10 protein-coding genes are annotated in these 13,266 nt (G+C 74.4%); 4 read left to right on the top strand and 6 right to left on the bottom strand.

Translation table 11 applies throughout. The features are described 5' to 3' along the window. The first annotated feature begins 81 nt into the window (after window positions 1–81). A complete protein-coding gene (locus HNR25_RS05110) occupies window positions 82–1,392 on the top strand; it encodes a pyridoxal phosphate-dependent aminotransferase (RefSeq protein ID WP_184633568.1) in 1,311 nt (436 codons plus the stop codon). Window positions 1,393–1,526: 134 nt separating this feature from the next. On the opposite strand, the gene HNR25_RS05105 is transcribed toward HNR25_RS05110, so the two are convergent. Then, the gene (locus tag HNR25_RS05105) at window positions 1,527–2,786 is read right to left on the bottom strand and encodes a glycosyltransferase family 4 protein (protein ID WP_312862371.1); all 1,260 of its coding nucleotides are present in this window, start codon (window positions 2,784–2,786) and stop codon (window positions 1,527–1,529) included. Window positions 2,787–2,961: 175 nt separating this feature from the next. Here HNR25_RS05105 and HNR25_RS05100 point away from each other — a divergent pair, with 175 nt between their 5' ends. Together HNR25_RS05100 and HNR25_RS05095 are read left to right on the top strand one after the other, a co-directional pair. Next, a complete protein-coding gene (locus tag HNR25_RS05100; protein WP_184633567.1) occupies window positions 2,962–3,213 on the top strand; it encodes a DUF6457 domain-containing protein in 252 nt (83 codons plus the stop codon). Between the two features lie 214 nt (window positions 3,214–3,427). Further along, window positions 3,428–4,852: an alanine/glycine:cation symporter family protein gene (locus HNR25_RS05095; protein ID WP_184633566.1), complete on the top strand. Its 1,425-nt coding sequence runs from the start codon at window positions 3,428–3,430 to the stop codon at window positions 4,850–4,852. A 197-nt stretch (window positions 4,853–5,049) separates the two neighbouring features. On the opposite strand, the gene thiD is transcribed toward HNR25_RS05095, so the two are convergent. The 4 genes from thiD to HNR25_RS05075 form a co-directional block, all read right to left on the bottom strand. After that, window positions 5,050–5,871: a bifunctional hydroxymethylpyrimidine kinase/phosphomethylpyrimidine kinase gene (gene thiD, locus HNR25_RS05090; protein ID WP_184633565.1), complete on the bottom strand. Its 822-nt coding sequence runs from the start codon at window positions 5,869–5,871 to the stop codon at window positions 5,050–5,052. 252 nt (window positions 5,872–6,123) lie between these two features. Further along, window positions 6,124–7,089, bottom strand: coding sequence for a DUF368 domain-containing protein (locus tag HNR25_RS05085; RefSeq protein WP_184633564.1), 966 nt, complete (start codon window positions 7,087–7,089; stop codon window positions 6,124–6,126). Between the two features lie 174 nt (window positions 7,090–7,263). After that, complete coding sequence (locus HNR25_RS05080) at window positions 7,264–8,352, bottom strand: serine/threonine-protein kinase (protein WP_184633563.1); 1,089 nt, start codon at window positions 8,350–8,352, stop codon at window positions 7,264–7,266. 65 nt (window positions 8,353–8,417) lie between these two features. Then, entirely contained in the window at window positions 8,418–10,172 is a 1,755-nt protein-coding gene (locus HNR25_RS05075) for an AMP-binding protein (RefSeq protein WP_184633562.1), read from the bottom strand. Between the two features lie 218 nt (window positions 10,173–10,390). On the opposite strand from HNR25_RS05075, the gene rocD reads away from it, so the two are divergent. Then, a complete protein-coding gene (gene rocD, locus HNR25_RS05070; protein WP_184633561.1) occupies window positions 10,391–11,665 on the top strand; it encodes an ornithine--oxo-acid transaminase in 1,275 nt (424 codons plus the stop codon). A 77-nt stretch (window positions 11,666–11,742) separates the two neighbouring features. On the opposite strand, the gene HNR25_RS05065 is transcribed toward rocD, so the two are convergent. Continuing rightward, window positions 11,743–12,903, bottom strand: a complete 1,161-nt coding sequence (locus tag HNR25_RS05065) for an SGNH/GDSL hydrolase family protein (protein WP_184633560.1) — start codon at window positions 12,901–12,903, stop codon at window positions 11,743–11,745. Between the last annotated feature and the right edge of the window lie 363 nt (window positions 12,904–13,266).

The following is a 13,266-nucleotide window of genomic DNA, read 5'->3' as shown; positions in this document are numbered from 1 at the left end:
AGCGGGCAGGCTTGACGGGGAGGGGAGCGGCCGGCACGCACCCCCGCTGCACTTTCGTCGATCCGCGGAGCTGATCTCTCCATGCCTGTCACCCTGTCCGCGACCCTCGCCGTCAACGAGGCACTTGCCGAGAGGCGGCGCCGCGGGCTCCCCGTTCTTCCGCTGGGATTCGGCGAAGCGGGATTACCCGTCCACCCCGCCATGCGCGACGCCCTCATCGCGGGAGGCGGAAACAACGCCTACGGGCCGGTCGCCGGCGCCGCCGAGCTCCGCGACGCCGCAGCGGGGTACTGGCAGCGCCGCGGTCTGCCCACCGACCCCGACCTCGTCGTCGCCGGCCCCGGAAGCAAACCGCTGCTCTACAGCCTGCTGCTGACCATCGGCGGCGACACCGCCGCGGCGGCGCCCAGCTGGGTCAGCTACGCCGCCCAAGCGCACCTGGCGCGAGCCGAATGCCTGCAGATTCCCACCGCCCCGGCCCAGGGCGGCGTCCCCGAGCCCGACCTGCTGGCCGCGGCGGTACGCAGCGCCCGCGCCCGCGGCCGCGACGTCCGCTCGGTCGTCGTCACGGCCCCCGACAACCCCACCGGCACGGTCGCCTCCGCCGCCACACTGCGCCGCCTCGCCGATACCGCCCGCGAACTCGGCCTCGTCGTCATCTCCGACGAGATCTACCGCGACCTCGTGCACGACGACGCCGCCCAGGTCCACAGCGCCGCCGAATACGCGCCCGAGCGCACCGTGGTCACCACCGGACTCAGCAAGAACCTCGCCCTGGGCGGCTGGCGACTGGGCGTCGTCCGGCTACCCGACAGCGCCCGAGGCCGCGCCCTGCGCGCCGGGCTGCTCGGAGTCGCCAGCGAGATCTGGTCCAGCCCGGCCGCGCCCATCCAGCAGGCCGGCGCCTACGCCTTCACCGAACCCGACGAACTCACCGAGCGCATCCGCCGCAGCGCGCGCCTGCACGGCATCGTCGCCCGCGAGGCCGCCGGCCGGTTCGTCAAAGCCGGGGCCGTAGCGGCCGCGCCGCAGGCGGCCTTCTACTGCTACCCCGACCTGGAAGCCTGGCGCGGCCACCTCGCCCGCGAGCACGGAGTGACCACCGGGGCCGAGCTGACCGCGCTGCTGCTGGAGCACTACGGGATGGGCGTGCTGCCGGGATCGGAATTCGGCGACGCCTCGGACGCGCTGCGCATGCGCGTCGCCACCAGCCTGCTCTACGGCGACACCGAGGACCGGCGCGCCGCCGCGCTGGACGCCGACGACCCCCTGGAACTTCCCTGGATCGCCGACCAGCTCGACCGGCTCAGCGACGTCCTGGAAGACGTGGGACCCGGCGACGCCGCCGACGGCCCGTCCGACGCGGCCGCCCTCCGCGCCCGCACCGCCTGAAACCGGCCGCGCCGCGGCCCCGGACGCGCGGACGGTCCGGGGCCGCCGCGGCATGGCGGTCGGCGGGGAGCGGATCACCGGTCATTGCGGAAGGGCCGAGTCCGCACCCCGCCGCGGGCCAGCGTAACCCCGATTCAGCCGCGCAGCGCAACACGGGGCGCCGACGCGGCCGCGGGACCGATCACCGAGCGGTAGTGGCCGAGCAGCTCGTCGCCCACGGACTCCCAGGTCCGCGCCTCGACCGACGGCCGAGCGGCCGCCGCCAGGCGGTCCCGCAGGTCGGGGTTGCGGATCATCCGCCCCAGCGCTACGCGCAGCTCGCGCACCGAGTCCGCGGCGTAGAGCAGACCGTTGGTTTCGGGATCGACGAGGTCCAGCGGCCCGCCCGCCGCCGGCGCCGCCACCGGGACACCCGAGGCCAGCGCCTCCTGCACCGTCTGGCAGAACGTCTCGTCGGCGCCGGTGTGCACGAACACGTCCAGCGACGCGTACAGGCGCGACAGGTCCTCGCCCGTGCGCTGGCCGACGAACACCGCCGACGGGATCCTGCGGCGCAGCCGCTCCCGCTCGGGGCCGTCGCCGACCACCACCAGCCGCGCGCCGCGCAGCCGCGCCGCGTGGGCGAGCAGATCCACCCGCTTGTCCTTGGAGAGCCGCCCGACGTAGCCGACCAGAACCCCGCCCTGCGGCGCCAGGCGGCGGCGCAAGGCGGGATCGCGGTGGCGCGGGTGGAACCGTTCGGCGTCCACGCCGCGCCGCCACAGACCCAGCCGGGGGAACCCGTGCTCGGCCAGCGCGGCCCGCGTCGCCGAGGACGGCACGAGGGTGCGGTCCACGGCCGCGTGGACCCGGCGCAGCATCGGCCACAGCGCCTCCGCGCCCGGCAGGCCGTAGCGGCCGGCGAAGCCGGGCAGGTCGGTCTGGTAGACGGCCACCGTCGGCAGGGCCAGCGGGCGGGCGGCGTCCACGGCCGCGCCGCCCAGCACCGCCGGCGAAGCCAGGTGCACCACATCGGGCGCGAAGGCGCGCAGGGCCGCCGTCAGCAGCCGGGGCGCCGGCAGCCCCAGCGCGAACGAGCGGTACACCGGCAGCGGCACGCTCGGCAGCCGCACCACCGGGAACCCGGCGTAGGAGGTCGGGCCGGCCCCGGGCGCCAGGATGAGCGCTTCGTGGCCGCGGGCGCGCAGATGTTCGGCCACCCGGCACACGGAGTTGGTGACACCGTTCACCTGCGGAAGGAAGGACTCGGTCACGATCGCCACGCGCAGCGGGCGGTCGCCGCCGGGGGAGGGGAGGTCGGCGGGGCCGACGGCCGGGTCGGGGGCCGGGGATCGGGGGGATGAAGGCAGCGGGCGCATGCGGTTCTCCGGTTCGTCGCGACTGCTCCTGAGCACCACGCTAGGCACGCCGTGTGAACCCGCGCGGACCGCAGCCCCACACCCCGTCGACGCCGCGCCGCCCAGCACGCGACGCGCCGTGCTCCGGCGCCCGTCCGATCCTGCGCCGGTCCCGCCCGCGCCCGTATGATCGGCCTCTGCCGCATTCCGTCCCGCCGGCGAAGGAGCCGCGATGACACTGGTCGAATGGGCGCAGGAGGTCTGCGCCGAACTGGAGCTCACCGACGAGGTCGGCACGGCCGACGTCGACCGCATCCTCGACCTCGCCAAGGACGCGGCGCATTCCGTGGCGCGCCCCGCCGCGCCCGTGACCGCCTACCTGCTGGGAATCGCCGTCGGCCGGGGCGCCGACCCCGCCGAGGCGGCCTCGGCGTTGTCGGCACTGGCCCTCGAACAGGCCTCCGGTAGCGCGGACGGCGCCTGAAACACGCAGGTCACATCAGTCGGGGTGCGCGCAGGCGCAACCGGTGTGTGGAGGAACCGTGATTGCGGTGTGACGCGACGGTGTGACCCTGTCCATGCGTCGGCACGCGTCTGCACCTACGCGCCGCGCTTCGCTGCCGACCGGCCGCACCGCACACGACGCAGGCAGGCGCCGGTCGGCAGGAATCCCGGATCCGAACGACAGGGAGTCGTCCATGACCGCACTCGAGGACATCCTCGGTGAGATATCCAGCGTGGTGTGGGGACCGTTCGTCCTCATCCCCCTCTTGCTCTTCACCGGCATCTTCCTGACGGTACGGCTGCGGCTGCTGCAGTTCCGGGTGCTGTTCCACGCGCTGTGGCTGGCGCTGTTCCGCCGCAAGGAGCACCACTCGGTCGAGGGCGACATCTCCCACTACCAGGCGCTGAGCACGGCACTGGCCGCCACGGTGGGCGTCGGCAACATCGCGGGCGCCGCGCTGGCGATCGGCGTCGGCGGCCCGGGCGCGCTGTTCTGGATGTGGCTCGTCGGCCTCGTCGGCATGGCCACCAAGTACAGCGAGGCGCTGCTGGGTGTGAAGTACCGCCGCCAGGACGCCCACGGCGAGCAGAGCGGCGGCCCCATGTTCTACCTGCGCCGCGGCCTGCCCGGCGGGCTGGGCCTGGTCCTGGGCGGCGCGTTCGCGGTCTTCGGCGCCATCGCCTCGTTCGGCATCGGAAACGGAACCCAGGCCAACACCGTCTCCCAGCAGCTGGGCGACGTGTGGAACGTTCCCGAGCCGGTCACCGGCATCGTCCTGGTCGTGCTCGCCGGCGCCGTCATCATCGGCGGCATCAAGAGCATCGGCCGGTTCGCCGCCGCGGTGGTGCCCCTCATGGTCGTGCTCTACATCGCGCTGTCCCTGCTGGTGCTGGTGATCAACATCGGCGACCTGCCCGGCGCCCTGGCGCTGGTCTTCACCGACGCCTTCACCGGCGCTTCGGCCAGCGGCGGCCTGCTCGGCTCGGCGCTGCTGTTCGCCATCCAGCAGGGCGTGGCCCGCGGCATCTTCTCCAACGAGTCCGGCCTGGGCACCGGCGGTATCGCCGCCGCCTCGGCCAAGACCGACCAGCCCGTGCGCCAGGGCATGGTGTCGATGACGCAGACCTTCATCGACACCATCATCGTGGTCACCATGACCTGCATGGTCATCATCGTCACCGGTGCCTGGAAGGCCGAGGACGCCGAGGACGGATCGCTGCTGACCTCCCAGGCGCTGGCCGACGGGCTGTCGACACTGTCGCCGTCGCTGGCGCCGATCGGCACCTACGGCGTCGCCGTCGCCGTGGCGGTCTTCGCCTTCACCACCATCGTGGGCTGGTCCTACTACGGTGAGCGCTGCATCGACTTCCTCGTCGGCCGCAAGGGCGTGCTGCCCTTCCGCATCGTCTTCGTAGCGGTCGTCTACGTGGGCGCCACGGTGCCGCTGGACCTCATCTGGACCTTCAGCGACGTCGCCAACGGCCTGATGGCCCTGCCCAACCTCATCGGGCTGCTGCTGCTGTCCGGTGTGGTCGCCGCCGAGACCCGGCGCTACTTCGACAACCCGAACTGGAAGGACCCCGAGGCCCCGATGCCCAAGGTCTACGACGACGCCTGACGCCACGCGGCGGGGCCGGCACGACACCGCCGGCCCCGCCGCCGCAGGCACATACGAGGGGCGCCCCGCCGCAGCGGCGGGGCGCCCCTCGGCTCGTGCAGCGGCCGTCCGCCGCACGGGGTTCCCGCGGCGGCGCGGGAGCGGGGCCCTTCGCGGAGCCCGTGGAGCAGGGCCGCCGCGGCGCCCGTGGAACAGGGTCAGGGCCGTTCGGCAGCGGGCCACCAGCGGTGGAAGTGGTGGACCGGCCCCTTGCCGCGCCCCGCGTCCAGCTCGTCGGCGTGGCGCAGCGCCTCGGTGAGGTAGTCCTTGGCTTCGCGCACCGCCTCGGAGAAGCCGCGCCGCTGCGGTCGCAGCGCCGCGATCGCCGAGGACAGGGTGCAGCCGGTGCCGTGGGTGTTGCGGGTGGCGATGCGCTCGGCCGAGAACGTCTCGCTCACGCCGTCGGGGGAGACCAGCAGGTCGGTGCTGCTCTGCCCGCTGAGGTGGCCGCCCTTGAGCAGCACGCGGGTGGCGCCCAGCTCCACCAGCCGCCCGGCCTGCTCCCGCATCGCCGAGAGGTCGTGGCGCTCCTCCTCGCCGAGCAGCTCGGCGGCCTCGGGCAGATTGGGGGTGATCAGGTCGGCGCGCGGCACCAGGTCGGCGCGCACGGCCTCGATCGCGTCGGGCGACAGCAGCCGGTCGCCGCTCTTGGCCACCATCACCGGGTCCAGTACGACGTGCGGCAGCTCGTGGGTGTCCAGCGCCTTGACCACAGCGCGGATCACGCCCGTGTCGGCCAGCATGCCGATCTTGACCGCGTCCACTCGGGCGTCGTTCAGCAGCGTGTCGAGCTGGCTGCTGACGAACTCCGACGGGACCTCCTGCACGCCCGCCACACCCGCCGTCGACTGGGCCGTCAGCGCGGTGACGACGGCCATGCCGTAGCCGCCGAGGGCCGAGAACGTCTTCAGGTCCGCCTGGACGCCGGCGCCGCCGCTGGGGTCGCTGCCGGCGATGGACAGGATGTTGCAGGTCCTCACGTGCGTTCCTTCGCTGCTGCGGGCCGGTCGGGACGCGGGCCTCCGCGGGGAGCCGGGACGTGCGGGGCACGGCGGACCGGCGGAGGCGGCCGGGGGCACGGCGCGCGGGCCGGGCCCCCGGTTGCCGTCGTACCCGCCGGGGCGCCCTTCCACATTCCGTGTTCGCGGCGAACCGGCCCCGAACAGGTCACGAACGGCGCCGGCGGCCCCGGGCGGGCCGGGGCGCCGCCGGGTGCGGCGGGCGGTGCGGCGTCAACGGCGCTCGGCCGGGTCGCCTGCCGGCGCCGGGTCGGGCCCGCCGGACGGCTCGGCGGGCCCGGTCCCGCTGCCGCCGCGCAGCAGCCGCTCGGCCAGCATCACCACGGCGACCACCGCGAAGCCCGCTGCGGCGAGCGCCGCGGTCACCGGAACGTCGCCTTCGGGCGCCATGAGCGCGCGGTCGCCGTCCTGCCAGGGCCACAGCGCCCGCAGCGACCCGGCCAGCAGCCCGGTCAGCACCACGAGGGTGATCTGGTGGTGGCGCTCCAGCAGTGTCTGCAGCAGCTTGACGAACAGCGACAGTCCGATGACCGCGCCGACGAGGAAGATGCCGAGGTAGCCGAGGTCCCGGTCGTGGACGGCCCCCATCGTCGAGGTGTAGAGGCCGAGCGTCAGCAGGATGAACGACCCCGAGACGCCGGGCAGCACCAGCGCGCAGATGGCCACGGCGGCCGACGCCATGACGACCAGCGGGTGGGGGTCGACGTGAGCGGGCGGCATGCCCGTCAGCACGAACGCGACCGCGGCGGCGGCCAGCGCCATCAGGTAGTGCCGGGCCCGCCAAGGGCGCCCGGACGCGGTGTAGGGCACCACCAGCGACGCCAGAACCAGGCCGAAGAAGAACCCGAAGGCGCGCTGCTCCTCCCGCTCGACCAGCGGGGCCAGGAACGACGCAGCCAGCAGCACGGCGCAGACCATGCCGATCAGCACCGCCACGACCGCGGCCCATTCGGCCTTGGCGGCCTCGGCGCCGGCGCGCCGCAGCCCCCGCCCCTTGGCCAGGTCCACGGCCCCGATGCGCACCGCGCTGACGACATGGCCCGCCGAGGTGATCAGCGTTTCGTAGATGCCCACGATCAGTGCGATGGTGCCGCCGCTGACACCGGGCACCGCTTCGGCCGTGCCGATCAGGGCGCCGCGGACACCGTTGACTATGTGCGTGCCGACTGTCTTGGCCATGACTCCGGTTCCGTCTGGTCGGGAAGGGTGGTTCGGGGCCCGGCCGCACCCGGAGGGCCCGGGGGCCGGTGCGAGGAGTGCCTTGAGTCTAGGGTTCGCGGGATGCGGACGCGCCGCCCCGGCCGGTCCGGGAGAGTCCAGCCGGGGCGGGGCCGCCACCGCCCGGCGGCCGGCCTAGTCCCCGATGAGGACGCTGGCCAGGAACTCCACCAGTAACGGCGCCAGGATCAGGCTGGTCAGGCCGATCGCGACCGACAGCAGCAACCGGGTCCAGCCGCGCCGACCGAGGGCGGCGACACTCGGCTGCGCCGCTGCGGAAGGGGGCGGCATCGGCGCCGCCCGCGCCGGTCCTGCCGCGGGAGCGCCGGAACCGGCCGGGCCGGCGCCGCCGACCGCCGGCAGCCCGCCCGAAACGTCGAGCTGGGTGGGGGCGGGATCGCCCGGATCCGACGTGTCCACCACCCGTGCCAGCGCCGCGTCCAGCGCGGATCCGCCCAGCCGGTGCTCGGGGTCGGACTGCAGCATCCCGTTGAGGACGGGCCGCAGCCCACCGGCGCGCCGCGGCGGGTCGGGCGGCTCCTCCAGCGGCGCGGTCAGCCGCGCGGCTCCGGTCGGGCGCTCGAACGCCGAGCGGCCCTCGACCGCGAAGTACAGCGTCGCCCCCAGCGACCACACGTCGGCCGCAGGCGACATGGTGTTGGCGCGCAGCCGCTCGGGCGAGACGTATCCGGGGGAGCCGGGCAGCCGGCCCGTCAGCGTGAGCGTGTCCTCGGCGTCGGAGACCGCGATGCCGAAATCGGAGAGCATCGCCCGCCCGTCGGGCAGCAGCAGCACGTTGGCGGGTTTGACGTCGCGGTGCACCACACCGTCCCGGTGGGCCGTGTCGAGAGCGGCGAAGACCTGGCGTCCGATCTCGGCCGTGCGCCGAGGGGAGAGGGGGCCCTCTTCGGCCACCACCCGGTCCAGCCCGCGCCCGGAGACCAGCTCCAGCACGATCCAGGGGCGCTCGCCCTCCTGGACGATGTCGTGGATGGTGACGATCCCCGGATGCGTACTCAGACCGGCGCAGATGCGGGCTTCGCGCATGGTCCGGGCGAGCAGTTCATCGCGCTTCTCGGGCTCCAGATCGGGAGCGACGCGCACTTCTTTGATCGCGACGGGGCGGTTCAGCAGGCCGTCCTCAGCGCGCCACACGGTGCCCATGCCGCCGTGCCCGATCGGCTCAAGCAGCCGATAGCGGTCAGCGAGTTTCGGGGGAGCCATGCCCACCGACCCTAGCGTCGCCGCGCGGTGCTCGGGATCCCGCGGGCATCACCTCTCGGATACGGTCACGGCCGCGTCTCGGCGGCCCCCGCCGCGCCGCCGTCCCGCGGCGGGCCGGCGGCGCCTCCGACGACGTCGGCCGCCCAGCGGTAGTCCTGCTTTCCCACCGCTGTGCGCTGCACCCGGTCGACGAAGCGGACGGTCCGGGGCACTTTGAAGCCCGCCAGGTGCTCGCGGCAGTACGCCTGCAGCTGCGCGGCGTCGGGGGCGCCCTCCTCGGCCGGGCCCACCACGGCCGCGACGCGCCGGCCCAGGACCGTGTCGGGCGCGCCCACGACGACGGCGTCGGCGACGCCGGGGTGGGATTTGACCACCGACTCCACCTCTTCGGCGAACACCTTCTCGCCTCCGGTGTTGACGACCGCGGAACCGCGGCCCAGCAGGGTGACGGCGCCGTCCTCGTCGACGGTTCCGTAGTCGCCGGAGAGCACCCAGCGCCGCCCGTCGGGGTCGACGGGAAAGACGCGGGCCGTCGCTTCGGGGTCGTTGTAGTAGCCCAGCGGGATGCGGCCGGTGCGGGCGATGCGGCCCACGCGTCCGGAACCGGGCGGCAGCGGCCGCAGGTCCTCGTCGAGAACCGCTACGCTCGCGCCCATCGCGAAGCGGGTCGCGCCCGTACCGCCGGCGGCGCCGCACACGCCGGTCTCCGAGCCGCCGTAGCTGTCCTTGATCACGACGTCGGACCGCCAGTCGCGCCACATCCGCCGCACGGCGGGGGTCAGCGGGGTGCCGCCGGAGGTCAGGGTGGTCAGGTCGGGGCAGCGGCCGGGCCGGCGGGACAGGCGCTCGGCCAGCGGGCGCGCCATCGTGTCCCCGACGACCTGGACGGCGTGCACCCGTTCCGCTTCGGCAAGTTCCACGGCCCGTTCGGCGTCGAACGCGGCGTCGGCCGACAGCACCACGGTACCGCCCGAGAACAGCACCGACAGGGCGTTCCACTGCCCGGCGGCGTGCATCAGCGGCCCCAGCACGAGCAGCCGCCGCGCGGAGCGGTCCCGCGCCCGCTGGGCGACCTCCTCGGGCCCCGAGGCGCGCGGGTGGCCGCGGCCGCGCCACTCCAGCGCGGCGCGGAACAGGTCGGCTTGGCGCCAGAGCACGCCTTTGGGCTGCCCGGTCGTTCCGCCGGTGTAGAGCAGGTACGGCGCGTCGTCGGCGGAGTCGGGCGTGTGGTCGGGCGCGGGGCCGCCCGCGGCGAGCGCCCGGGTGTAGTCGGCGGAGCTCGGCGCGGCCCCGGAACCGCTCTCCCACGCGGCGGGCGGGGCGCCGTCGTCGAGGAGGACGGCGTGGCGCAGATGCGGCGGCCGCGGACCGCCGTCCAGCAGCCGGGCGGCGTGCGAGCGTTCGGCGATCAGCGCCGTGCAGCCGGAGTCGTCCAGGACCTGCTCCAGCTCGGCGCGGATGTAGCGCTGGTTCAGGTTGACCGGCACCGCCCCGGCGCGCAGGACGCCGAAGAACGCTTCCAGCCACTCCACCCGGTTGCGGCTGAGAACGGCGACGCGGTCGCCCGGCGCCGTCCCCCGCGCCGCCAGGTGCGCGGCGAGGCGGTCGGCGCGGGCGCCGAGTTCGGCGTAGGTCGTGCGGCGGCCGCCCGCGACCAGCGCCGTGCGCTCGGGCACGGCCCCGGATACGGCGTGCAGCAGGCCCGCGAGCGTGAGGCGGCGGTCGCCGTCGCGGCGGGCGTCGGCCCGCGCGCGGCCGCTCGGACCGGCCGCGGCGCGGCGGGCTCGTACTGTGCGCTCTGTGCGCTCGGCTGTCTCCATCGGTGGCTCCCCCAGCGGCGGTCTACCCGAGAAATGCCATGGCGACCGATGATGCCCGTATGGGGCGCGCCACAGCAGGCCGGGGTCGGTTTAGGGGCGGTGCCCGGTGCCCCGCGCGCCTCTCGGGGCGCACGGGCACCGGATCGGGCGCTTCGCGCTGCAGGGGAACGGGTATCCACGAAGCGGCTAATCGATCAAGGGTGATCGGAGGAACCTGGATGAGCGAGACCCGCGCTCAGGGACCGCAGGCCGGCGGAGACCCCGCCGGCGCCGCCGCATCGACCGCCGAGCACATTCGGCTGGCCGAGGCCCACTCCGCCCGCAACTACAACCCCCTGCCCGTCGTCGTCGCCGAAGGCGAGGGCGCATGGGTGACCGACGTCGAGGGGCGACGCTACCTCGACTGCCTGGCCGGATACTCCGCCGTCAACTTCGGCCACCGCAATCCCGAGCTCGCCGCGGTCGCGCAGCAGCAGCTGGATCGCGTCACCCTGACCAGCCGCGCCTTCTACCACGACCGCTTCGCCCCCTTCGTCGCGGACCTGGCCGCCCTCGCCGGCAAGGACAGCGTGCTCCCCATGAACTCCGGCGCCGAAGCGGTCGAGACCGCTGTCAAGGTCGCCCGCCGCTGGGCCTACGACGTGAAAGGCGTCGCCGACGGCGAGGCGACCATCGTCGTGGCCGGCGGCAACTTCCACGGCCGCACCACCACCATCGTCTCCTTCTCCGACGACCCCGACGCCTACGGCGGCTACGGGCCCTACACGCCCGGGTTCCGCACCGTCCCCTACGGCGACGCCGACGCGGCGGCGGCGGCCGTCGACTCCACCACCGCCGCCGTGCTGGTCGAACCCGTGCAGGGCGAGGCCGGAGTGATCGTCCCGCCGCCGGACTACCTGCCGCGCCTGCGCGAGCTGTGCGACCGCAACCGCGTGCTGCTGATCGCCGACGAGGTCCAGTCGGGCCTGGGTCGGACCGGAACGGTGCGGGCCTGCGAACACTCCGGCGTGGTGCCCGACGCCTACCTGTTCGGAAAGGCCCTGGGCGGCGGCATCATGCCCGTGTCGGCGATGGTCGCCGACGAGGACGTGCTGGGCGTGGTCCACCCGGGCCAGCACGGCAGCACCTTCGGCGGCAACCCCATGGCGTGCGCGATCGGCGGCACCGTGGTGCGCATGCTGCGTGAAGGCCCCTATCTGGACGACGCCCGGCGGCTGGGCGAGCTGCTGCGCACCCGGCTGAAGGAGTTGGAGGGCCGGGGCGCGGTCGCCACGCGCTCCATCGGCCTGTGGGCCGGCATCGACGTGTCCCCGCAGCTGGCGAGCGGACGGCGGTTGTGCGAACTGCTCGCCCGGCGCGGGGTCCTGGTCAAGGACACGCACGGCTCCACGCTCCGGCTGTCGCCGCCGCTGGTGGTCTCCGACGACGACGTGGAATGGGCCCTGGACCAGGTCGCGGCGGTGCTGACCGATCTGGGCGCGACCCGGTCCTGACCCCCGTGGGCCCCGATCCGGCCCGGCGGCCGGCCCCGTACCCGTGCGCCGGGAGCGGGGCCGGCCCCCGGCGGCGGTCAGTCCAGTTCGTCGGCCAGTATCTCGGCGCCGGCCTCGTCCAGCGTCTGCTCGGCGACGTAGAGCCTGCGGTCGGGGCCCGCGTTCAGCCGGTGCAGGACGCGCTGGGCGAACGCCTCGTGCCCGCGCGCGTTGGGATGGAACGTCCCGTGGTCGACCTCCACCCCCTCGGCGAACCCGCCCAGAAGCACGCCGTTGAGCCACGGCTCGTCGGTGCCCACCTCGTGGCCCTCGATCGCCGTCGCCATCCGCACGTACTCGACGCTGCCGGTCTGGGCGTCCTCGACGATTTCGGCGTCCAGGTCGGCGACCTTCTCACGCACGCGGGTGTTGAAGTCCCGCAGCGTCTCGTTGAGCCATTCCTGGTCGCCGGGGGCCAGCGTGTAGTACATCCCCGACGGGTCGGCAGGGAAGATCCGCGGGTAGCCCACCACCAGGATGCGCGCGTCCGGGGCGCGGTCGCGGACCTCGCGGAGGATGTCGTCGAGGGTCGAGTCGAACTCGGCCATGCGCGCGGCGACGTCCTCCTCCTGGTCGCGGCAGGCCGTCGCCTCCATCAGCGGGACCCGCACCATGCACGCCCGCAGCACCTTGGTGAACCCGAGGTCGTTGCCGCCGATGCCGAGGGTCACCAGGGACGTGTGCGGGCGCACCTGCCCGATCTGCGAGTCGGCCTCCTCCAGCGACTCCAGCATCGACGCGCCGCGCTGGCGGCTGCAGGCGTAGAAGCCCAGCGCGCCGGTGAAGTCGAAGGTGTCGGCCACACGTTCCGGATAGGCGTGGGACGAGCGGCGGCAGCCGTCCTCGTCGCCGGTCCCCTCGATGTAGTCGCCGGCGCCCTCGCCCGAGGAGTAGGAGTCGCCCAGGGCGACGTAGTTGCCCCAGGCCGCCGCCTCGGCGGGGGAGATCTGCCGGCGCCAGCCCGAACCTTCGGCGGCGTCGCGGCGGCTGGGGTCCTCCAGCCGCGAGCAGCCCCGGCCGGTGAGCGCACACCAGGTGTCCTGCAGGGTTTCGCGTGTGGCCGGAACCAGCAGGGCGGCGACGCACACCAGCACGACGGCCGCAGCCCCTGCGCCGGCGATCCACGTCCGCCTGCTGATCGGCTTTCTAGCGGCGCAGTTCCCAGGGTTCAGCCATGGGGTCAGCCGCGTGCGTCGCATCGATCACTTTCCGTGGTACCGTACGTGTTTCCGGTGCGGCGGAGCGTGTTGCGGCAGCCGAGCTTCGGGGCTTCTCCGCGGAGTCGGGCGTGCGGTCGCGTAGCGGCGAAACGCGGCGGTCCATGCCGTGTCCGCCTGCGGAGACGTCGTGCGTCGGCCGGTTTGTGAAGCGGGAACCGGCGGGAACCCGCGAGGCAGCACCGATCCGGTCGGTGCACGCGCCGGTTGGAATCCCCCGGCTTCAGCCGTGGGGAGGACGTCGATTCGGGGATCCGCACCGCTTGCTCTGCCTTCCGTTCCCAGCGTGTCCGCGGCCGCCCGGCCCCCGGCACTGGGCGCTCGGCGCGGCGGCCCGCTGTCCAC

The organism is Streptomonospora salina, assembly GCF_014204715.1.
In the GTDB taxonomy this organism is placed as follows: Bacteria; Actinomycetota; Actinomycetes; order Streptosporangiales; family Streptosporangiaceae; genus Streptomonospora; species Streptomonospora salina.
Note: the sequence above shows the minus strand (reverse complement) of the source record. Positions and strands in the feature narration are given on the sequence as shown.

Excerpts from the sequence above, each read along its gene's own strand:
- rocD (WP_184633561.1), top strand. The coding sequence starts at position 10,391 with ATGAGCGAGACCCGCGCTCAGGGACCGCAGGCCGGCGGAGACCCCGCC.
- HNR25_RS05080 (WP_184633563.1), bottom strand. The coding sequence starts at position 8,352 with ATGGCTCCCCCGAAACTCGCTGACCGCTATCGGCTGCTTGAGCCGATC.
- HNR25_RS05100 (WP_184633567.1), top strand. The coding sequence starts at position 2,962 with ATGACACTGGTCGAATGGGCGCAGGAGGTCTGCGCCGAACTGGAGCTC.
- HNR25_RS05110 (WP_184633568.1), top strand. The coding sequence starts at position 82 with ATGCCTGTCACCCTGTCCGCGACCCTCGCCGTCAACGAGGCACTTGCC.
- HNR25_RS05095 (WP_184633566.1), top strand. The coding sequence starts at position 3,428 with ATGACCGCACTCGAGGACATCCTCGGTGAGATATCCAGCGTGGTGTGG.
- HNR25_RS05065 (WP_184633560.1), bottom strand. The coding sequence starts at position 12,903 with ATGCGACGCACGCGGCTGACCCCATGGCTGAACCCTGGGAACTGCGCC.
- HNR25_RS05085 (WP_184633564.1), bottom strand. The coding sequence starts at position 7,089 with ATGGCCAAGACAGTCGGCACGCACATAGTCAACGGTGTCCGCGGCGCC.
- HNR25_RS05075 (WP_184633562.1), bottom strand. The coding sequence starts at position 10,172 with ATGGAGACAGCCGAGCGCACAGAGCGCACAGTACGAGCCCGCCGCGCC.